The 22732-nt window shown below is 61.9% G+C and carries 17 protein-coding genes; all 17 read left to right on the forward strand.

Going from position 1 to position 22732, the window contains the following annotated elements:
* Positions 1-348: 348 nt before the first annotated feature.
* The 17 genes from C8N45_RS16350 (at position 349) to C8N45_RS16430 (ending at position 22730) form a co-directional block, all read left to right on the forward strand.
* On the forward strand, positions 349-1578 hold the full coding sequence (locus C8N45_RS16350) for an RNA polymerase factor sigma-54 (protein WP_133175996.1): 1230 nt from the start codon (positions 349-351) through the stop codon (positions 1576-1578).
* Positions 1579-1834: 256 nt separating this feature from the next.
* Positions 1835-2851: a hypothetical protein gene (locus C8N45_RS16355; protein WP_108387335.1), complete on the forward strand. Its 1017-nt coding sequence runs from the start codon at positions 1835-1837 to the stop codon at positions 2849-2851.
* A 29-nt stretch (positions 2852-2880) separates the two neighbouring features.
* On the forward strand, positions 2881-4554 hold the full coding sequence (locus C8N45_RS16360) for a phage tail sheath subtilisin-like domain-containing protein (RefSeq protein WP_108387336.1): 1674 nt from the start codon (positions 2881-2883) through the stop codon (positions 4552-4554).
* 12 nt (positions 4555-4566) lie between these two features.
* A complete protein-coding gene (locus C8N45_RS16365; protein WP_108387337.1) occupies positions 4567-5109 on the forward strand; it encodes a hypothetical protein in 543 nt (180 codons plus the stop codon).
* An 8-nt stretch (positions 5110-5117) separates the two neighbouring features.
* Positions 5118-5582 carry a hypothetical protein gene (locus tag C8N45_RS16370; RefSeq protein ID WP_108387338.1) on the forward strand — a complete coding sequence of 155 codons (465 nt, stop codon included), beginning with the start codon at positions 5118-5120 and terminating at the stop codon, positions 5580-5582.
* Positions 5579-6868 carry a hypothetical protein gene (locus C8N45_RS16375; RefSeq protein WP_108387339.1) on the forward strand — a complete coding sequence of 430 codons (1290 nt, stop codon included), beginning with the start codon at positions 5579-5581 and terminating at the stop codon, positions 6866-6868. Before C8N45_RS16370 ends, C8N45_RS16375 begins: the two co-directional genes overlap by 4 nt.
* A 9-nt stretch (positions 6869-6877) precedes the next feature.
* Positions 6878-7423, forward strand: coding sequence for a DNA circularization N-terminal domain-containing protein (locus C8N45_RS16380; protein WP_108387340.1), 546 nt, complete (start codon positions 6878-6880; stop codon positions 7421-7423).
* A gap of 26 nt (positions 7424-7449) precedes the next feature.
* Positions 7450-7866, forward strand: coding sequence for a hypothetical protein (locus tag C8N45_RS16385; RefSeq protein ID WP_108387341.1), 417 nt, complete (start codon positions 7450-7452; stop codon positions 7864-7866).
* An 18-nt stretch (positions 7867-7884) separates the two neighbouring features.
* Positions 7885-11970 carry a peptidoglycan-binding protein gene (locus C8N45_RS16390; RefSeq protein WP_108387342.1) on the forward strand — a complete coding sequence of 1362 codons (4086 nt, stop codon included), beginning with the start codon at positions 7885-7887 and terminating at the stop codon, positions 11968-11970.
* An 8-nt stretch (positions 11971-11978) separates the two neighbouring features.
* Positions 11979-12728 (forward strand): hypothetical protein, encoded by a 750-nt coding sequence (locus C8N45_RS16395; RefSeq protein WP_108387343.1) that lies wholly within the window; start codon positions 11979-11981, stop codon positions 12726-12728.
* A 72-nt stretch (positions 12729-12800) separates the two neighbouring features.
* Positions 12801-13763, forward strand: a complete 963-nt coding sequence (locus C8N45_RS16400; RefSeq protein ID WP_168769504.1) for a contractile injection system protein, VgrG/Pvc8 family — start codon at positions 12801-12803, stop codon at positions 13761-13763.
* Positions 13760-14560 (forward strand): phage baseplate assembly protein V, encoded by an 801-nt coding sequence (locus C8N45_RS16405; RefSeq protein WP_108387345.1) that lies wholly within the window; start codon positions 13760-13762, stop codon positions 14558-14560. Before C8N45_RS16400 ends, C8N45_RS16405 begins: the two co-directional genes overlap by 4 nt.
* A gap of 12 nt (positions 14561-14572) precedes the next feature.
* A complete protein-coding gene (locus tag C8N45_RS16410) occupies positions 14573-14905 on the forward strand; it encodes a hypothetical protein (RefSeq protein ID WP_108387346.1) in 333 nt (110 codons plus the stop codon).
* Positions 14906-14921: 16 nt separating this feature from the next.
* On the forward strand, positions 14922-15392 hold the full coding sequence (locus C8N45_RS16415; RefSeq protein WP_108387347.1) for a GPW/gp25 family protein: 471 nt from the start codon (positions 14922-14924) through the stop codon (positions 15390-15392).
* Positions 15389-17002, forward strand: a complete 1614-nt coding sequence (locus tag C8N45_RS16420; protein ID WP_108387348.1) for a baseplate J/gp47 family protein — start codon at positions 15389-15391, stop codon at positions 17000-17002. Before C8N45_RS16415 ends, C8N45_RS16420 begins: the two co-directional genes overlap by 4 nt.
* Complete coding sequence (locus C8N45_RS16425; RefSeq protein ID WP_108387349.1) at positions 17002-21801, forward strand: hypothetical protein; 4800 nt, start codon at positions 17002-17004, stop codon at positions 21799-21801. The genes C8N45_RS16420 and C8N45_RS16425 overlap by 1 nt, the downstream gene beginning before the upstream one ends.
* Before the next feature lie 2 nt (positions 21802-21803).
* Entirely contained in the window at positions 21804-22730 is a 927-nt protein-coding gene (locus C8N45_RS16430; RefSeq protein WP_108387350.1) for a hypothetical protein, read from the forward strand.
* Positions 22731-22732: the final 2 nt, after the last annotated feature.

Consider the following 22732-nt stretch of genomic DNA (forward strand, 5'->3'; position numbering starts at 1 on the left):
GAAAGCAGGGAGCTTTTCGCGTAGCCACCCGCGGTTGTCTTTGGTGTCAGCCACTACGGGGCCAAGGTCGGAAACAGGGCTGCTATTTTGAGAAGGGTGAGCGTTACTAGACCGCACGCTGCCCTGCGCATCCGGCTATGCTTTGGGGCATTCATTTGTGTTTTGCCTGTACTCCCAGCGGGACGTTCATGCATTCGCTTTTCAACATAAATGCAATCTACGACTTAATCAGCCTGCCCAAGCTTATTGGCAAACCGGGCCCTTGTGCGGGGCGAAACTGGCAATCTGGGCGGCGTCGCCGCTCTTTTGCTGATATTATGTCACGCAAACGCTTCGATTAGGCAACAGATGACGCTTGCACCGACGCCGCGCCCCCGCCAGAGCCAGCGATTGGCCATGACACCGCAGTTGCGGCAGGCGATCGGTTTGTTGAAGCTGGATAATCGCGCTCTGTCCGACGCGCTGCGCAAAGCCGAAAAAACCAATCCCTGCATTTCACTGCGTCGACCCGTCGCCGGTGTAATAACAGACCAAGTGCCCGCAGCACCCGACGACTTGACAGCACATATCGCGCAGCAGATCAGGCTAGCCTTTGATCGGGATGACGAAATGTCCATTGCCTACGCTCTGCTTGAGGCGCTGGAACCATGGGGCTGGTTGGGCGCATCGGTCGACACAATTGCACAGGGCATCGGAAAGGCGCCGCAACAGGTCGATGCAATCCTGAAACACATGCAATCCTTCGAACCGACCGGCGTTTTCGCCCGAAGTCTGTCCGAATGCCTGGCCCTTCAGGCCGACGAACTGGGCCTTCTTGATCCGTTGATGCGCGACCTGCTTGATCACCTTGATATGATCGCTGCCGGAGAAATGGATGCGCTCGCGCGCAAATGCGGGTGTACGCGCAAAGACATCTCCACCCGGCTTGCCGCACTGCGCGGGCTTGATCCCAAACCGGGGTTACAGTTGGCGGCTGCACCGCCGCCGCCTGCAGCCCCTGATCTGCTGGTAACAGGCACGCCGGACGGTTGGCACGTGTCACTGAATGCGGCAACGCTGACCGAAATCGAAATTCTGCCGGGGTTGGATGCGCAATCGCGCCGCGATGCTGAACAACTGAACCGGGCCGTGGCACGGCGCAACGCAACCGCACTGACGGTCGCGCGCCAGATTGTGGCGTACCAAGCGGGCTATCTCGATGGGGCTGCACATCTTGTGCCAGTCACACTGTCCCAACTGGCCGCCGCAACAGGCAAACATGAAAGCACCGTCAGCCGGGTCACTGCGGCTTTGACGGTCCAGACCCCGCGCAGCGTTCTTTCGCTTCGCACGCTTATGGGCCGGGGCCTGCGTGGCATTGGTGCAAAGGGGGCCGCCATCCCGGTGGCCCGGTTTGAGTCTCGGCTTTCTGCCCTGATCAAGGCAGAAAACCCCAACCAACCGATCAGCGACGCGCAACTGGCCAGAGCGCTGGCCGCAGAAGGCATCGGTGCGCAGCGGCGCACGGTCGCCAAATACCGCGCGGCCCTTGGTTTTCCACCTGCGCACAAGCGCCGTCAGGCGAGCGGGTCGAAATAGACCCGGCAGGGAAAATTCGCCAAGTAACTGACAAGGCTACAGGATTCGCCCTACGATGCTCTGCGCCACCAGTTTGGCCGGGGCTTTTGTGACCCACCCAGCGACTGGGCCCTGAATTTTTCCATTCATTTTCATACACTTATGAGCTCCTCCACTTTGGCATCAAACTTGCATCTAAGGGGGCAGGTGTCGGCAAAGCCGTGCTTACCACGACAACAATGCGCAAACGCGCCAATTCAGGAGATGAAAACCAGATATGCCACCGCCGCTGCCATTGGATGACGCGATCAGCGAAGTCCTGAATGTTCATCTGACCGCCTTTGTACCGGGCGGCGGCGGGGCCGTGCCTGATAACAGCGTCCAGTTAGTGGCTGTGAACGGTCGCAGGTTGGGGTTGGGCGACCGGCGGGGTGCCGATGTGCGGCTTGGCCGCCCGGTGTCTGCGCTGCGTGGGGTCTATCTGGATGGCACGGCGCGCATCGAATTATGGGATACGACGCCCAATGCGGTTGATGCGGGAATGGAGGCGGTGCAGGCTAACGTCATGGGCGCGCGCGCCAGCTTGCGGAGCGCGGGTTTCCTGCGCCTGTCGGTCGCCGACAGCCCACCTGCCGAGCATGTCGGCGCGCTGAACGCATGGCGCAAGACGACAGATTTGCCGTTCCTTTACGAATACCGCAGCCACGATTCGGACGACGCACAAAGCTTCATCGTGCGGGTGCCGCTCCGCACAGACCTTGAAGAAGAAGGATCGCCCGAAGGCGTGATCGAAACTGTCATCGATGACATGCGCCGCTGGGACGATGAAGGCGCGCCATCGTTGATTGTCCGGCCCACCGGCGGCGCGCAGCGGGTCCATGCGCAAGGGATCAGTGCGATGGGCTTTCTGCCCGGTGGTTTCACAGGCGGCGCCGTCACCATCGAACGCGGCGTTGCAGGCGCACCCGGCGCACCTGTGATCCATCCAACGCTTGATGCGTTCATTGACGCCGTGGCCGACGGCGATGCGGCTCAAAGCCAAGCGCAGGTCACCTTTCCAACTGTCGCCGCATTCCTGACAGCGCTTGGCCCGCCCGGACCGCCGTTTGATCTGGGCGACTGGGACAGCGACGCGGTGTCCGACATGTATGTGCCGCATCAGCGCCGCTTTGCCCGCCCGGTCACATTGCGCAGCGGGCGCGATTTTCTTGCCATCCGTCACGACGCGCCTGCGTTTGCATCGCCGGCCGTCCTTTACCTCCGCGTTGACGCGGATCACCCGAGGTCCGGCTGACCAAAAGCCGGACAGACTAGGAGAAAACCATGGAACAGATCCTACCCGGCGTGTCGGTTGCCGTCCGCCCCGAAGGCCTGATCATCCCCGGTGTCGTATCGATCAGTGCGATCGGGATGGTGGGCACAGCCAACAAGGGGCCGGTCGACACGCCCGTCCTCATCGGCTCGCCCGCTGCCGCCCGAGAGGTGTTCGGCGAAGCCGATGCCATCGTGACAGCAGGTCAGGAATTGACACTTATCCGCGCGATTGATCTGGCCTATGACCACGGCGCGCGCGATGTCTGGGCCGTGCGGATTGCTGGCGCGACGGTCGCAGCCGATTTCCTGATTGCATCGGCAACGGGCGATTGCTGTCGCTTGACCGCATCAACCCCCGGATCATGGGCCAACACACTTGAAATCAACATCACCGCGGCCTCTGAAAGCGCCGTTGTGACCGGGGAAGAGATTGCCGGAACAGGCGCTGTGGCGCTGCAACTGGCGCATACAACCATCGCCGAGAGTGTCCGAAACACCGTATCTGTCCTTGCTGCGGGTGCATCGACCCCGACCACCCCCACCGTTGTTCATGGGGCCACCGGCACACCTGCCGCCGGACAGGTCGAGATTGACCCCGCCACCGGCGCCCTGACCTTCGCAGCAGGCGAAGCGCCAGCAGTCGGTGATACTGTCACCGTGACTTATGTCGTCCCCGCGGCCAACAGCGCAAAGGTCACGCTGCGGACAGAGACGGCGCAAGAGGAATTCACCGCCGCCAGTGGCGGGCATCTTGTCAGTCTTGTCACAGACGGGTCCGACCTTGTAGCGGGCACCGTGCTTGCGAACGCCAGCGAAGTGCCAACGCAGTTTGCTGATGCCTTCACGTTCGAAGCTTTCGGGTCAGGAACGAACGCGACGGGGACCGATGGCGCGACGGGGGGCAACTATGCCGACGGGTTCGAAGCCCTGAACAATGAACCCGCTTTCATCATTGTCGCGGCAGGTCAGGACAATTCCGGCACAATTGGTGCGGACCTGACCGCCCATGTCGCATCGGCCAGTTCCGATTCCAACAAACGCGAACGGATCGGCGTAATCGGGTCCGCACCGGGCGCGTCGCTCAATGACATTGTCGATCACGCGCTCAACTCTGATCGCATCGTCTTTGTTGCACCGGGTGTGACGGTTTCCGATGTGGTCACCGGTCAGCCCGTGACACTTTCGGGCGGATATGCCGCCGCCTGTGTGGCCGGCATGATCTCAGGGGCGCCCGTCAATCGCAGTCTGACCAACAAGGTGCTGAACGTGGCCGATCTGGAAGAGAAATTCTCGCAGGCGGAATTACGGCAGCTTGTGCAGAACCGCGTGCTCGCGCTTGAAAGCCGGCTGGGTTTCCGGACGGTCAAGGGCATCACGACTTCTACCAATACCGCATGGCACCAAATCACCACCCGACGGATCGTCGACAAGGCCAAATTCGGCGTCAGGTCAGCGGCCAACCCGTATATCGGCCTGCTGAACAACGAACGCGTCCGGGCTGCCATGCGCTCGACCATCAACAGCTTCCTCGCCGAAATGGTGCTGGACGAAGAACTGGTCAGCTACGAGCTGGAAGTCACGGCGACGCGCGACGACGAACGCCGGGGCATTGCCCGGGTCACAATCGTGCTGCGCCCGACCTTCAGCATAGATTTCATCAAAGTCACGATGTTCCTCGAATAGGGAGACGAAGAAATGGCAAATACCAATGTGTTCACCGGCGGCGATGCGACGCTGACCCTTGCGCCGCTTGATACGCCGCCGGGCAGCGACGCGGAATCGATCATATCCCGCTATGATATTGCGACCGCAGTCGGCCGCGTCACTGGCGTGCGGTTCACCGTGCAAACCGATCTGCGCGAGTTCTTCGAAATCGGGTTCCGGCATGTCACATCCTTGCACGAAGGCGATATCCACATCGCCGGTGAAGCCGACCGCGCCTATATCAACGGCGCACTGCTGGGCCTTTTGACGGGCCGCAAGTCGTTTGTCGACAACAACCAGCGCACGTTCCAGCCGGAATTCAACATGACGTTGCAGCTTGACGACCCCGCCGTGGCTGGCGAAGGCAGGCTGACCCTGAACGGGGTGAAATTCCAAAGCTGGAGCTTTGCCCTGCCCGAAGATGACATCGTCATGGAAAAGGTTAGCTTTCGCGCAAAAAGCGTTGATATCGCCGATTTCGACGATGACAGCGGCGTATCGGCAGGTCCCGTCTTTGTTTCCGAGACAGAGTGAGGCCCGCCATGATGCTCACCGGCGAAGAACTGCTGGCTGGCGCCACCGCCAGACATCAGCACGACATCCCACCCGAATTCTTGGGCGGGAGCGGAAAAAGCCCGCAACAGGTCGAATTGCGGCCTTTGACTGTGCGCGACCTGCAACTGATTGCCCGTGCGGCGAAAGAGGACGAAAACCTGTCCGCCGCACTGATGATCCAGCAGGCGCTGGTGTCGCCTGTGCTTAAGCTTGAGGAAGTCCAAAGCCTGCCTGCCGGTCTGGCGCGGCATCTGGTCGAACGGATCAATAGTCTGAGCGGCGTGGACCTGCCGCAGGATGCCTTGGAAGAAATGGTGCAGGCACCCCTTGCCAAGGCGTGTTTTGTTCTTGCGCGCGAATTCGGCTGGACGCCCGAAGAGGTCAGCGGCATGACGATTGGTCAGATCCTGCTTTACCTGGAAATGGGCGCGCACGAGGCGCAGGCGGGATGATCGGGCCGCTGGCACCTGCCGCGCCATCGCGGCTGCGCAAGGCCGCCGGTGCTGGCGCCCGGCGCATTGCCGCGGCCTATCTGCGCCAAGCGCAAGCGCAGGCACAGGTCCTTGACGACTGGGCGCGCCCCGGCAGGCACTATGGTTGGATCGCGGGGCAGGCAAAGTTGCGTACAGGACCAGTGCTTGGTACGGGCCTTGATCGGATCAGCACCGCTCCAAAGGCACAAAACGACCAACCAGCGAAACCAAAGCCTGCGCGCAAGAAAGCCCCAAGCGGCGCGCAAAAGCCCTCAAGACCGCGCAAAGCCCAAGATTTGACGCCACACACCCTGCCCCGCGCGGGATCTGCCACACAGTGTGACGTGGCGCTGGTCAAGCCTGTGCGCGCAACGCCCGGCCAATTGCGGCTCTGGTCCGGCGCTGACGTGGAACCACCCGAACAGTTGAAACCGGCCCGCATATTCACTTTGCGCAAACCGCACCCGCGCCCACTTCCCGTGCCTGAATCTGTCCCCGTCTCGAAATGGCCGGAAACACTGGCAAGACGCGCTTGTGCGCGGCTTCCCGCAGCGCAAAGCCGGACCACAGGCACGCCCGCGTTTTCCAATGCGCTAACACATCCGCTCGCGGGGCCAACCGCCTCGCGCGATTTGCTTCATTCGGCCATAACGCGCACAAAGGCCGACGACCGCGTAGAGCACACAGGCGCCGCACCAGCCATGCAGCAAGCCGCGCCAAATCATGCGCAGCCAACCAGCAAGATAGACACCTCATCACTTGAAATTGCGACGGGCCAACCGCGGCAAGATGCCGCAGCATTGGCGCCTGCCCCTATTCAAAGGAACAGCGCAGCAGCAGGCCGTGCTGCGCGAACCGGACAAACACAGGTCCCGGCCCTCGCTCATCCGGCGGCGCATCCAACTGCCACAGCGCAGCCTACCCTGCCTGCAAATCCGTCCAGCCAGCGCGCGGCCCCATCCGATGCGACCGCACCGTCAACCAGCGACCCAATGTTCAGCGACGCAATCGGCCCGCCAGCCCATACACCCGTCACAGAACTGCCGCCGCAACCCGATTTCGCGCAGCCCTTTGCAGAAGTCCTGCCGCTGGAAAGCCAGAAGGCTGCAAGCCGCGCGCAAGGTGCCATCGCAGACGAACCGCTAACCGAACTGCCACCAGTTCCAAACGCCGCCCCGCTGCCACGCTTTGACCGGGATGAACTGGGCGAGGCACTAGCCGAGGTCCTGCGCGACGAAGCCCGCCGCCATGGCATAGACGTTTGAGGACAGCAGATGCGCCCGATGCTTGACGATATCGCCCTCCCCCAGGTTCAGACACTGAAACTGCGCGATGCACGCGCATTGGCCGCGCACCGCGCGCCGCAGATGGACGGCACCTATTTTCAGAACATGGGCCGCCACGCTACTGCGATCCTTGTGGCCGGCGTCGCGAGCGGCCCCGAGGCCACGGAATTCCTGTCCAGCCTGACCGAAAAATTCGACGCGGCCGAACCGCTCAGCTTTGTTGCCGACATCGTGGCCGATGCCGAGATCGAACAGGTGCTGATTGACGATTTCAAGACACGCGAAACCGCAGGCAAACCCGACCGCTATGCTTATGCGCTGGTGTTGCGTGAATATCAGGAACCGGTGGAACCCGAAGAAGTCAGCGCGCTGGACGACGTGATCGGGGACGAGGCGTCGGACCTGCTTGATGATCTGGTCGACGGGCTTGATCTGTTGCCGGAATTCGACACCGGACTGGAGCGTTTCGTTGCACCGCTCAGCGGACTTCTGACGCGGCTGCAAGACCTTAACCGAAGCAACGGCGGCGACTGACGACGCGCGCCAGAAAGGAAAGCACAATGGCCGATAATCTGTTCGAGGACCTCAAGGAGGTACTACAGGAATTCAAGGATTTCCTTGATGAAAAGGTCGCTGTGATCAAACCCGCGATCACCGCGCTCAGGTCGATCATTCCAGACCAGATCGACAACCTTCTCGACAAGTTGATCGAGTTGATGAACAAGCTCAAGGCCGAGGTCGAAAAGCTTGATGTGAGTGCCATTCCGGGCTTGGGCGAAGCGGCGGAATTCACGGATCAGATCAAGAATTTCGTAGGATCTGCCAAGTCGCTTCTGCCCGACAACGCGGATGATTTCGACGCCATCACAGACATCGCCGACGTTGTAAGCGGCCTGCCCTCTATTGACGAGGTCAAAGGCGAGATCATCGCGCTCATCGACGCCATCGTGGCGCATCTCAACTCTCTCAAGGAATAGAGAAAGGCCGCCCGGCGCATGACCCAGCCCATCCGCCCAATCCTCGGAGAGCTTGAACTCCAGCAAGTCCAGTTGATCCAGCTGGACGAGGATCAGGTATTGACGCGCCACGACATTGCCGGGCTGGAGGGCGATTTCTTTCAGCGGCTGGGCCGTGCGGGTGCAGCGATTGAACTATCGGGCATTCAGAGCGGAACAGATGCGCGCCAGGCTTTGAACGGCCTGCGCGATGCGTTTCGCGCCGCCGCACCCCTGACCTTTGCAGCCGACATCGTCAGCGCCACCGATCTGGATGATGTGCTGATCGAACAGTTCGAGATCGCCGAACATGCGGGCCAGCCGGATTGCTATGCCTACCGTATGCGGTTGCGCGAATACACCCAAGCCCCAGAACCGGAGCCAGAGACCCCGACCGAACCGCCGGTCGAACCGCCAGTCAGCGAAGATGAGGGCGTGCTTGTCGTGCGGGTCATCAAGGAAGGCGATCCCGGTTTCGACGCCTCTGTCGTGGACGTGGTTGTCAATGGCACGACGCAGGATGGCGGCGCGATCAACGACCGTGCCTTGACCAATCGTGACGGCAACCTCTGGACTGAAAACCCTTTTCCAGTCGGCAGTTTCACTGTGCTGGCCACCGCGCCGGGCGCGGCGGCGGATGGCTCTGATCTAAGCGGCACGGCTACGGCCGATGTGCGGGCTGGCGAAACGACCGAAGTCGAGATCGTCCTGCGCGATGATGCGGCACTCGCGCTGCGCTTTATCGTGCATTTTCGGTTTGACAGTGCCTTTGTCGAACCCTGTCTTCTGCGCGTGTTGCGGCAGGTGGCTGATTATTCAGCAGAAAATGCCGATTTGCGTCTGGTGACCGTGGGTCACACCGACCTTGCTGGCCCGACACCCTACAACCAATCCCTGTCCGAGCGCCGTGCGCGCAGCGTCTTTGCGGTGCTGCGCTTTGCCAACGATCCGGCCGCAGCCGTGGCCGAATGGGAGACATTGCGGCAGACACGTACACCGGGCACAAACCTGAGCCTGCATGACACGTGGGGTACTCGTGAATACCAGCAGATGTTGCAGGAACGCAGGCATTATCAGGGCAGGATCGATGGCAATCACGGACCGCTGACCGAAGCTGCGGTGCGCGCGTTTCAAAACGCCAGTGGCCTGCCCGAGACCGGCGCAATGAACGGCGCGACCTGGCCTGTGTTGATCAGGGCGTATCTGGCAGGTGAAAACCTGACCATCCCCGATGACCGGTTGCTGCCCAATTGTCCGGGCGAACGGCTGCTGTGGTTGGGCTGTGGAGAGCTTGACCCGGTCCGGGATGTGCAGACAGCATGGCGCCCCAACCGGCGCACCGAGCTTTTGTTCACCCGCGCGACAGAACTGCCCGCCGACGTGGCCCAGCCCGATACGTTCAATTTGCCCACGACAGGCGCCGTTGCCGGTGGTTGGTGCGTGAACGACAGCAACACAACGGCGCGGTCCTGTTTCGTTGTGCCCAACCCAAACAGCGCGCGGCACGAAACCTGCCCCGGAACCCTGCCGCGCGGCGCGCCGTTGACCCGGCAACCTGCGGAACCGTCACCCCAATTCATCGTGCAAGGATCGATCCGCTACGCGGACGGCCGCGCCTATGAGGGCGAATTTTTCGTCACCGCACCCGATGGCGAATACCTGCCCGGCGAAGTGCCCACAGGGTCAGGCAGCATCCGGGCCGGAACGCCCCGTCGGGCGCGCACACAGGCCGATGGCACCTTCAGCTTTCCCACTGATCCCGATACCGGGCAGCCGCGCCTGAAAGGCCCCGGCATCTACATCCTCGAACTTGATGCTGACGTCGTGGCCCGACCGCTGGGTGCACCGCTCGAAGAGGCCAAGGGGCCGGTGGTCTGCACACGCCTTGCCGCAGCTTCGGACCGGTTTGACGTGATCATCGTCAGCCGCGAGGTGGCGCAATTTGTGCCCGATATCACCGCGCCCGCTGCCGTGGTAGTGCGCCGCCCGCATACCAACCCCGCGCGCCAACCCGTTGTCCTGCGCGTGAATGCCGCCTTTACCGGCACCGGGACATTCACCATCAGTCAGGGCGCGGGACATATAAATGTCTTTGATGCGCCCGCAGCAGGCAACCAACTGGCTTTCAACGGCACTGACAACGTTTTCACGTCCGATCAACTGCTTGCCGGTCACACGGTTTATCTTGAGGGCGGGCCCACCCCCAGCACGCGGGCTGGCGATGTGGAACTGGCGCTTCAGCTTGACGTTAACGGTGAACAGGGTTTCACCGACCGCGCGCAATTGACGGCTGTCAGGCTTACGTTGGACATCGCCGAAAACCGGCGGCTGCCGATGGCCGACCCACCTGTCCTGTCCGAGGCGGACAAGGCCGATCCCGGCCGCATTCTGCAAGTCCAGAATGACCGCAATAATGCCCGCCGTGCCCTTGTGCTCGTGCGTCGGGCAGAGCCTGCGGACTTCACCGGCAATCTTGTCTTGCGTGAACTGAACCCGGCGGCGGGTCGGCTGCGACTGTTCGGACGGGAAGACGAAACTCCGGTGGACGGACAAACAGCGCTCACACCACCGCTGACCTTCGCGAACGCCACGATCCCACAGACCGCTGCCGCATTGATGGAGGCAGGGCTGCGTTTCTTTGCCGAAGGCGCGCAGATCAGCGCGGGCGCGCGTGATGCAGGTTTCCAGCTTGGGCTTGAGGGGATAGAGCCTGATGGTGACAGGGTGGCCGTGACGGCCGTGCAATATGATTTCATCACGCAGGCCAACGCGGCTTTCCCCTTCAGCGGCGATGATGCCTGCATGATGGTCAGCAAAGCTGTCACGAACGTCAACCTGCCCGACACGGCCACGTTTGACGGACCGCCCGGCGCTTCACCTGATCCAGACACATTCCGGATGCAAATCACCGGCCTGCCTGCCGGGCAACCACTACAGCTTCAGCTTGAGACCTTGCGCGGCGGAGTGCAACAGACCGACCATACATTTGCCATCGTCGAAGGTGTGGTCGGCACTGGTCCGGCCTACCGCGCAAACGAACATGTGCGCCTGGTTTCAAACGCTGTCGACGATGCCCACCGCGCGCATCAAACGGTTCTGGTCCGGCTGGAAGACCTCGTGCGCGCCACGGCTGTGTTGAACGGCACAGAGATCGCCCGCATCGATCTGCCCGTCGGGCGACCGCCAGCCGAGACCGGGCCAAAGGCAGTGCGCACCTGCGATATCCACTTTGTCACGCTGACGGGAACCAACAGCGATCCGGCGCGCACGATCGACCGGATGAGCGAGGATTGGGCGCAGCTTGCGATCCGGTTCAACCTGCTGTCGCGCGAGACTGTCACCCCGGTAGCCAATGTGCTGACCGTTACGGGCACCGCCACAGCGGCTGGAAACATTACCTTCAATATGACAAACGCGGCAGGCACAACCGCCGCGGTCACAGTCCCGATTGTCGCCGGCGACAACAACCAGACCATCGCCACAAAGATCGCGACGCAGATTTCGACCCACGCAGGATTTGCAGCAACAGAGCACCGGCATCAGGCCCAGCGCATCGTCTTGGTGAACCCACGGCAGAACGTCGATTTCGACAGTATCGTCAGCCCGGCGGCCGCAGTTGTCGTGCAGGAACCCGCGCTCAATTTCGCCGATGCCATCAATCTTCTCGAAGGCAGCGTTCTGGGGCTCAATTTCAACGACGGCGTCGCCAATAGCATCGATCTGATCGCCATTGGCCGGATCAACATACAGCTTGCGCCGGGTGCGGCGATATTGGCTGGCGCCACAGGTGGCGACTACCTCGCCAACAATTTGCCCGGCTGGCAAAATCTCATCATCATCCAAGAGCAGGCCGTCGACACAAGCGACGCCGACATGCCCTATATTGCGGGCCATGAAGTGGGCCACGCGCTTTTCGATGGTGGCGATCCCATCCACCATCCGACAGCCACCAATCTTTTTCATGCCGGCCCGTCACCGGCCGTCGACACGATCGGCGGCTCCAAACGTCTGGACGGCCCGCAAAACACCCGCGCACGCGCGCGCAGCGGGCACACAACCGTCCCACCCCTATTGCAGCAAAGATAACGAAAGAAATGACACAGACACTTGCATCGAAACTGGACAAAGCACTTCCTGCGTTGCGCAGTGAAACGGTCGCGGCACCGGATGCGCGCCGCATTGTCCAAGAGGCTGGCGTGAGCGGAGACGAAGCGCTACGCCCGCAATTGCGGGCGCTGGCAGGGTCGATCCGTGCGGACACCAACCGGTCTGTGATTTACGACGCGTTGCACGGGCTTTGGCGGCTTGGTGAGGACCCGGCTTTTTTCCTTGAAAGCGCTGAAAACCATGCCGCCAACAAGTGGCTTGCCTATTATTCGATCCTGATGCTCGGCCGCGACCCTTCCGACGCGCATGTCGCAGCAAGGCTCGATGAAATCGCCGCCCAAACCACCGACAATCAGATCCGCGGTGCAATCGCACAATACGGACGCTCGCGTTACCTGCGCCAACGGTACGCAAGGTTCACAAAACTGACCAGCAAGGTCGATTTCATCCTCAACCACTTTCAGGGCTACTGGAATCCCGTGCTTTTCGAAGCGGGAACCGATCTGAGTTCCGACATGCCCGAAGCCGCTTGGCTAGAACAGGAATTGCGGGCGCTTTCCCAAGATGCCCCTGAAGAGGTTGCGCGGTTGATCCACGAGGCCGACATGTCGGACCTCTGCCCCGACCCCGAAATGAAGTCCGCCTGGTGCACCCATATGGCCAGCCTGCTTGCGCCGGAAGCCGGTGCTGCCTTGCGCGCGCGTGTCGCGACAGAAGATGGAGGAGACGATGTGTAATGACCACAAAGCCGTGAGGGTCGCATGCTAAGTCCAAGCTACCGTATCACAATCGGAGACCAAAGGGTCGACATGGGTGCCGAACCGCTCGCCAGCACCTTTGTGAAGATCAACGTGCGGCGGGACATGGCGCCGCTGTTAGATCGGTTTGATCTGACGGTCGCGCGCGTTGGCGCTTTGGCACCCGCGCGCGGCGATGACGCGGTAATCGCGCTGGGGTTTATCGGTGAGGACCAGGAGCCGGTGACAGTCATGACTGGCGTCGTGGATGAGGTTGATGCCGGCCCGGAGCGCGTACGCATCGCAGGGTTCGGTGCAGGTTCGCTGTTGTCGCGCAGCCGCACCAACCAGACCTTCCGCGACAAGAGCGCAGGCGACATCCTGCGTGAACTGGCAGCATCCGACAACATTACGGTCGCGCGCACAGGCCAGAGCGAGGTTCTGCCCTATTACGTGGCCGATGCGCGCCGCAGCCGGTTTCAGCACATAACCGAACTGGCGTACCTTTCGGGCTTTGATCTTTATGCCGACACCGACAATGCCCTGATCTGCGAGGCGTTCGGCAATGGCCAGCAGGTGCACCCGCTTTCGCACGGGCGGGATGTTCTGGACTACCGGGTCGAACGGACAATGGCGCACGCCAACCGGGTGGAGGCTTGGGGCGAAAGCCCCGGATCATCGGCGGGCGCAGAAAGCTGGTCGTGGCTTGCCAAGGATGGCGCGCCGCAGCGTGGCACGGCGGGGTCCGGCGATCCGCTTGTCCTTTTGGAACATAGCGCATTGCGCACCGCCGAAGCAGCACAACGCGCCGCCGATGCGCAGCTGGCGCGGCTTTTGAACCGTCGCCTGCGCGGGTATGTGACGATCCTTGGTTATCCGCCTGTGCAACTGGGCGACGCGATCCGGCTTGAAGACATGCCCGATGACGACCTCAACGCCACGTTTCAGGTGCGCGGCTTGCGCCACCGCATCGACAAGGCTGCGGGCTTTCTCACTGAAGTCAGGTTCCAATCCATCGGAGGCACGGCCACATGAGCGATACGATCAGCACCCTCAGGGCCGTGATCCGGCGCGAACTCGAAACGATGCGACTGACCGAAATCGGCGTCGTGACCGAGGTTCAGCCACATGCAGATGCGGGCGATAGCGACAACTATAGCTGCGACGTCCGGCTAAGGAACAGCGGGCTTGAACTGGCCCGTGTGCCCGTCGCCACCGGCCATATCGGCACTGTCGCGATCCCCAATGTCGGTGATCTTGTTTTGCTGGCCTTTGATCGGGGCGACGTGAACCAGCCGATCATCACGGGGCGGCTTTACAATGACGCGGACCGCCCGCCGATCAATACCAGTGACGAGGTGATCTTTCGCCTACCGCTGGACGCGGGCGAAGACGAAACCATCAAAGCCGCGATCCGCAATCATCAGTCCGCCGACCCACCGCGCGAACTGATCATCGAGATGGAGCCTAAGATCACCCTGCGCATCACCGACGGCACGGTGCGTGCCACGGTGGGGCCATCGGAATTGTTCATTGATCAGTCGGGCGCGTCAGGCGGCACGGTCACAGTCGTCACAGGCGGCACCAAGATTACCCTTGATCAAGACGGCGACGCCACGGTCGAAGCCGTAGGCGCACTGACCATGAAGGCCCAGCGCGACGTCACGATCGAAGGTCTGAACGTCAAGATCAAGGGACAGGTAAACACCGACATAGAGGCCGGCGTGAACGCCAGCCTCAAAGGGGCAATCACGTCGGTCGAGGCGTCTGGTTCGGCCACGCTGCGCGGCGGCGTGGTGGCGATTCAGGGCGTCACGAATTTCAGCCCGTAAGGAGGAACGAACATGCCAGGATCTCCGGTTTCCATCGGTGCTGCGGTGATTGTGACCCCCGGCGTGGCAGGTCCGCCCGACACCGGCACAATTGTGGGTATCTTCCCGCCCCTCATTACGGCGGGCGGCCTGCCGCTGGCGACGACCGGATCGCTGTGCACCATGATCAATTCGGTCAGCGGCTTCCCCTATCCGCTGGTGATCGGACCGACAGCCAGCAGCGGCGTGCGCATCGCAGGCAAGGCACTTGTGCGGATGTTCGATCTGATCCCCTCGCCACCTGGCATCCTTACCATCCTCGGCCCCCCCGCCGCCCCCTACGTCATCGACGGATGGCCGCCATGAGCACAGGAGAAAGCAGATGAGCATTGACCATGAACGGCTTGGCAAAGACCTGATCCTGCTGCGCAACCGGCGCGAACAGGCCCAACGCGACCGCGGTCAGGATTTGCAGACCGAAACCCGCGACATAACCGGCGCGCGTGACCTTGCCACCGTGACTGGAGCAGAGAACATCGCCCAAGCGCTTTTGTTGCGGTTCCTGACTGCCGAGGGCGAACTGGCCCCGCTGGGCCACCCGCACTATGGGTCGCGCCTGCATGAATTGATCGGAGAGCCCAACACAGAGGCCAACCGCAGCCTTGCCAAGCTTTTTGCACTGCGGGCTGTCCAACGCGAACCACGCGTCGACAAGGTTCTGTCCGCGTCCGTGCGGCAGCGCACTGATGACAGAGGCGGTGTTGATATCGACCTCAAGCTCAAGATCGTCGAGGCAGATACGCCACTTAACCTCGTCGTTCCGTTCTTCTTCAACGCGGGGGCTACACCATGAATCCGGACAAAGTTCACCTGATCCAGCGCAGCTTTGGCGAAGTCGCCGACGATATTCTGACCAGCCTTGTCGGCGGCGTGGTCAATGAACCGATCATCTTCGACCTGAAATCCGATCTTTATCCGCTGGCACGGCCCGCGTCGGGCGTACGCGGCCTGACCGGGCAGAAGGCCACAGAAACCGGCGCGCCCTCCCCGATCACGAACCACGCGTTCCAGCAGGGCATCGACTTTTCCTATGATGCCGACCTTGGTGCTATTCTGTGGCTTGATGGGGGCGACCGGCCACGCGATACAAGCACCTTTTTCGTCGATTACGTTCCTGCGGATTCCAACTCGCCCATTACAGATATCAACGTGGGCGGTGTCGCCCGCACAGTGTCAGAGGCCGTCGCACGCGAGATCGCGACGCTTTATGAGCAACTCAACCGCGCCTATCGCTATGGCTTTGTCGATACCGCCGAAGGCAAGGCGCTGGACCTTGTCGTGTCGATCCTTGGTGTCACCCGCAAAGCCGGTGACTATGCCGCCGGTCTGGTGACTTTCTTTCGCGATCCCGGCGTGACGGGTGATGTCACGATTGCTTCGGGAACTGCGCTGACCGCAAACAACGGCGCTGTCACATTCGAAACCACGCAGCAGCGGACGCTGCAACGTGGGCAGGCCCGCATTGATGTGCCCGTCCGCGCCGCTGCCGATTTCCCGGGCGAGGATGGCCGCGTCGACGCCGGGGCCATCGACACGATGCTGCGCCCGCTCGCCGGGATAGGGCAGATCACCAATCAGGATGCGATGATCCTTGGTGCCGCCGAAGAAACCGACGCCGAATTGCGCGCCCGCGCCAAGGCCGAGCTTTACAAGCTTGGCAATGCCACGCTGCCCGCGCTTGATGCGGCGGTACGCGACAGTTTTGCCAAACTGACGGAATATTGGGACCCCAACGGGCCAGTGGCCCGGCGCACGCCGCCCGGTGTTGTCACACTGCTGGTGGAATCAGAGCCAGAGCGCTTTGCCAGCCTGCAAGCCGCCGTCAATGATCAACGGGCAGCCGGGATCGCAGCCATCGTCGTGGCCCGCTATGTCTTTGTCACCCCACGGCTGGTGGTGAATATCCAGTCGGGATTGACCAGCGCGGGCAAACAAAAGCTGATCACCGAAATTATCGCGGCGATCACCGCTCATGTTGACCCGCTGACCACGGGCGATCCCCTCGTCGGCTCTGATCTGGTCGCCGCAATCAAGGAAGTGGCCGAGGTTGACGACGCAAAGATCGTCGATCTGCATGTCTTCCGTACCGATGCCACCCCGGTGCGCCCCGACACCGTGACCGAAGCGTTGATCGGTTTTCTCGATGCCGATCCGCCACAAGAGGAAACCGCCCTGCGCGCTGATCTTGATGCGCTGCTTTTCGGCCTTGATGTGGGTCCGCCCACCGGCAACCGCATCGCAGATCGCAGCCTGATCGTGAACGCCGAAAATACCGGACCTGCCACCGACACCGACCTTGAAGAGGGCACATTTCAGGTTCTGGCTGAAATCGACAGCGAACCGGCATGGATTGTCGCCGATGTCACACCCGCCGACATCGCATTGCAGGAGGCGGCAAGCTGATGGTCACGAAGTCCCAGCGCATACTTGATCTTTTGCCCGGCACGTTTGCAGCAGAACCGGCGCATTCGCCACTGGTCACGCTCGCACAAACCTATGGGAGCGAGTTGCAGGAGGCAGAGAACGCGCTGGCGGCAATCATGCGGGCGCATTGGTGTGATCAGGCCGATTTAGGCGCCAGCCAGTTCGATGATCTGCCCAAATTCGCAGCACTCTACGGGCTATCCCCACATCCTGATGATGGCATTGAAGAGTTTCGGCGGCGGCTCAAACTTTGGGTGCGGTTGATCCTTGATGGTCCGGCGACCGTGCGCGGTCTGTTGCGGGCCAGCTCGATCCTGACGGGGCTTGAGATCGACGACAGCGATGCAGCGTTTGACGCGTGGTGGCGGCGCGACACTGACAGGCTGACCACGACCCGGTTCAGCGGCCGCGATGCGGGCCCCGCGATATTTGGCTTTGACAGGGGCGCTGCGACAGGTGCGGACGCAGCACCAGCCCGGATCACAGGTGCTGTGCGATTGCCCGATCCCCTTGATCTGGGCGCCGACAATACACTTCGGATCGCGGTGGATGGCGGCGCTGTCATGACGGTTGATTTTTCGGCCGCTCCGGCAGTGACCCACCCCCAAGACGTCATTGCCCGGATCAATGAAACAGTACCCGGCGAGGTCGCGACACTTGTGGCAGGGCGGTTGGTTCTTACGTCGCCCACATCTGGCAACGGCGGTCGGATTGCAGTTGCTGACGGACCTGACGATGCAGCAGCCCGGCTTTTGGGGCTGCCGCCGCGCCGGACGATTGGCACTGATGCCCAAGGTGCGGTCTTCACTGGCACGGCGGACCTGTCTGGCGGCATTGACCTGTCGGAAAACCGGTTCGTGCGCCTGACGGTAGACGGCACCCATCTGTCCGAGATTGACTGTGCCGGGGCCACCCCAGCAGCCACCCTGCCCGGCGAAATCGTGGATGCGATTAATGCAGGCCTTGGTTTGACGGCAGCGAGCCATGACGGCCATTTCATAACACTTGCGTCACCGACCACCGGCATCGGATCGACCATCGCGTTCCTGTTGCCAGCCGCGCAGGACGCAACCAAAGCCATCTTCGGACCGCATCCCACCATCATCACCGGCAAGGACGCAGAACCGGCCACCCTGGTTGGCACATCCGATCTTGCTTTGGGCGCAGACCTGAGCGCTGGTGCCACACTGCTCGTCGCCTTCGATGGCGAAGCGCCCACAGAGGTCAATTGCGCGGGGGATGATCCAACCAATACACAATTGCCTGACGTCGTGTCGGCCATCAACGCCACGCTGCGCGCCGACATTGCCCGCCACAACGGGCGCAACCTTATCCTGAACGGATTGGAAGCCGGACCTGCCGGTCTGCTGGAACTGGGCGATGCCGGGGGCGGCGATGCAGCGCTGGCGCTGCTGGGCCTGCCGCCCCGACAGGTGCATGGCACCGACGCAACCCGCGCCATTCTTCGCGGGCAGAGCGATCTGACCGACAGTGTATCGCTGGCCGCGCGGCCACTGCTACGGCTCGCCATTGATCACCGCCCCGCGCAGACTTTTGATTTATCGCAGGCCGCAGCAGAGGGCCCGTTGGACGCCACAGGAATTTCGGTTGCCCTCAATGCGATGGACAGCGCGCCACAAGCCAGCGCGGAAGACGGACATCTTGTCTTGCAAAGCCCGACGGATGGTGCTGCCGGGCGGGTCGAACTTGTTCCTGTCTCTGCCCCCGTCACCCGCCGTTTCGTCAGCCGCGTGCCGATCCTCGAGGATGCGGCCCAGCTTGTGTTCGGGACATTGACCGCGCGCGCCGCAGGCAGTGCTGCCACTGCGGCGCGTATCACAGGAACGATCGACCTGCGCCGTGGCGTTGATCTTTCGGGCGGGCGGTTTGTCCGGTTGGCCATCGACGGCGGCACGCCTGTTGATATCGATTGTGCCGGGCCACGCCCCCGCACGACCACCGCAGAAGAGGTCATATCCAACCTCAACAGCGCAGTCGGAACGGAGATCGCGACCCTATCGAATGATGGCAAGCTTCTGCTGACATCGCCCACGCAAGGCGCGCAAAGTCAGCTTTCGCTCTCGATGCCGCAGGCCGCCGATGCATTGGGCACGTTGACGGGCGCGGCACCGCAGACGATTCAGGGGCGGGCCGCACAGCAGGTCAGTTTCACAGGAACCGCTGACCTTTCGGCGGGAATCGACCTGAGCGCGGCGGCACATTTGCGCCTTGCCATCGACGCTGGCGACGCGGTCGAGATCGACTGCGCTGGTCCCGACCCCGCCGCCACGACGCTTGCGCAGATCGTCATAGCGATCAACGTGGGGGTGGGCCAGAATGTCGCCACCCACGATGGAGCGCATATCCTGCTGACCTCGCCTACCAAGGGCGCGGGCAGTTCTGTCGCGATCCTGACCCCGGCGTCTGCAGACGCGACCAAGGCGATCTTGGGCATTGCGCCGGAACGGCAATACAGTGGGGCCGAAGCCCTGGCTGCCGAACTTACCGGGTCGACGGATATTTCCGGCGGCGTCAATCTTTCGGTTGCCCGCTTCCTGCGACTTGGCGTCGGCACGACCCCACCCATCGATATCGATTGCGCGGCCGAAACAGACGACCCTGCTGCTGCCGCGCCAGAGGATATCGTCGCAGCGATCAACGCTGCAACCTCTGCCCCGGTGGCCAGTATCGAGAACGGCCATCTGGTATTGCGCGCGCCCACATCAGGCGCTTCAAGCCGTCTGGTTCTGGAGACGGTGCAATCAGGCGACGCGCAGATGGCACTTTTGGGCACAGATGCGGCAACGGCCTCTGGCGAGGCTGCACAGCCCGCAAAACTGGTAGGGACAGTCGATTTGCGCAGTGGCGTTGATCTGAGCACGCGTTCGGTCCTGCGGCTGGCCGTAAATGACGGTTTGCCCATCGATATTGATATCGCCGGAACCGCGGCCGAGGTCACTTCGCCCGAAGAGGTCACCGCCGCAATCAACGCGCAATTCCCTGCAATGGCCGCGATTGATGCCGATGGATACCTGAGCCTGACGGCCAGGGACGGTGAAACAATCGCGCTGTTGCCGCTGCGATATTTCGAAGTGATCGACTATCCGCCCGAACCAGTCAGGCAACTGGTGCGCGGCGTCAGCCATGGCGACGCTATCCTGGCTCATAACACCGGCGCTGCGGCGGCTCTGCTTGATGTCGGCTTCCGGTCGGCCAAAGGTGTCGGTTCGCCCGGCCTGATCAATCTGGAAACCGGATGGCAACTGCGCCTGCGCGGCGCCTTGCAACCGGGCATGACAGCACAGATCACCAGCGCTGAGCGCGTGCTGTCTGCGGTCATCGGCGGGGCCACCAGCCAAGACCTTCCGCCGCTGCGGGTTGAGGGCCTTCCATTGCTGCCGCATTTGCGTTTTCCGGCCGACACGCGCCGCACAATGGCAAAAGGCGCAGGTGAGAGGCGGCAAATCGTGATAACCGGGCCTGCTGCCCCGGACGTGATTCAATTGTCGGAATTGCGCCAGCACCCAACCGCGCCGCAGATCACGATTGCGCCCGCTGCGGCCTTGCCGGACGACGCGCCGCCGGATCTATGGATTGGTCGTCTCGAAACGGATGGCGATGGTTTTGCGCTTGTCGGGGCAGACGGGACAACCCTTGCAACCATTGATGCAGCCTTCGTGCCGCACGCGGGGCTGATAGGCGCTCTTGTTGCCTTCACGGGGCAAATTCACGATCATGCGGAAACGCCCTTGATAATGGCAACCAGCTTCCAACAGCTTGTCGATCTGACCATTCACCTTGATGCTGATCCGCCCGTCACAGAGACCTTTACCGCAGTAACAATCGCCGCGACCGGTCCGCTATCGATGGTTGAACAGATCAATACAGGGCCCGCACCATCCACGCTCGTTCTGGCCAAAGCGATTGACCCGACAGCAGCGCTTGAGTTGCCGCGCGGCAAGGGCCGCCGCCTTTTTGTCGATTGCCTGTCTGCACGATATGATGCCGCCAATTTTGATCGTGACCGCTTTGCCGGTGGTCCCTGCCTCGAACAAGGCATTTTCAACGTCAGTCGCTTTGCTGAAAGCCCCAAAGCCCAGTCAACGCCCGTGTTCGCTCCAATGAACGGCGGCGGCGCGACCGATGTCACCCTTTCGTGGGAAAACCACGCCGCGGCGGCTGCCGAAATCAACCTGCCGCTGGACATGCCCGCGCGGTTCGGCGCGCGGTTCGACATGGATCGTTTCGCCCTGTCAGATGACGCGCCCGAAACGATCACCGGGCTGGTCACCGAGCCTGCGGGTGATCCCGATCATTTCGTGAACAGATTGGCCGAGGGCGCTTCGGCGTCGGTGCTTGTGACCGCTCGCGCGGCAGACACTGTCCCGATTGGTTTTGCGCCGGTCTCACTGCCTTTTGCGCGCCCTGTATTCCTCAGCGGCGGGAGTGCTGCGCAACCTGCACGGCTCTACCTGTCCGATCCGGGTGTGGCGGGTTTCATCGCACTCTCGGCAAGCGTTGCGGGCAAGCACGGAAACCGGATTTCGGTGGTTGTCTGCGACAGCGGGCCGGGAAGGTTCGACCTGCTTGTCGCATTCGACGGCGCGCGGTTCGAAAATGCCCGGCAGCGTGTCATGGGCCCCGCGTTGACAGGCACGCCTGACGACCTGTCAAAACCCGGACCGCGCGGCGCAGCACACCTTAAGGCCGCAGGTGTTCGCATCGCAGTCACGCGCGACGGTACCCCACCTGAAAACCCCTACTTCAAAGGAGACTGACCATGTTGGACGATCAAGAGCCATTCACGAAATTCGAGCCCGGCCAACTCATCACCGCCGAGGCGATGAATGCGATGCAGGGCAAGATGCGCGCCGAGATCGCGTCGCAAATCACCGAAGCGCTCGCCGCTCTTGTCGAAATCGACAAGTCGAAAGACAGCGACGCGCTCGACGGGTTGACCGCCGAAGACCTACTGCAAAAATTTCTGGAGCAAGCCATGCAACAATTTCCTTCCCACACCGGTTACCGCAAACTCTTCAAGGTGCTCGAGCTGAACGAGCGCAACATGATCGCGCACGACCTCAAGCTCTGTCCGCTGGTCGATCTTTACGAATTGATGGCCTTCCCCGTCCTGTGCGCCAATGATGACGACACAAACGTCAGACCCGTGCGGTTCTTCCTTCACCATACCAACGAAAGCCGCCAGCAATACAAGGGCAGCGTCATCGTGGATTCCGAACTTGAGCGGGGCGATCCGCATTACCGGATGCCGCTGGCCGGGCTGCTGGATTACCTTGGCGTCGCCTATAATGATGAGACCAGCCTCGGGGATTTGGAAACCGAGCTTTGGAAGGCGATGTTCGCCCCGCCCAACGACCCGTTCGACAACAGCGACTATTGTCACTCGCCATGGTTCGAACGCTGCTGCCGCGAGGAACGGACCGTGGGCAGCCTCAAGTCCAAGGGCGATTGGAATGACCTTTGGTGCAAGTTCAAACCGATCAAGACGGTCAACCCACCCGCCGACCGGATCAGCGATGATGGCAACACCGAATCCGTGCGGCATCCGCGCGGCGTTCAGGTTGACCATCATGACTTTGACCAGCTCAGCCTCACGCTGAAGGAAGAGATCGTCTCGCCCATCGGGACGGGAAATGATGCAGGTGAACCGCAACCGCTGCACCTGATGGTGCTACTGAAGGTCTGAAG

The organism is Yoonia sediminilitoris, from assembly GCF_003058085.1.
GTDB lineage: Bacteria > Pseudomonadota > Alphaproteobacteria > Rhodobacterales > Rhodobacteraceae > Yoonia > Yoonia sediminilitoris.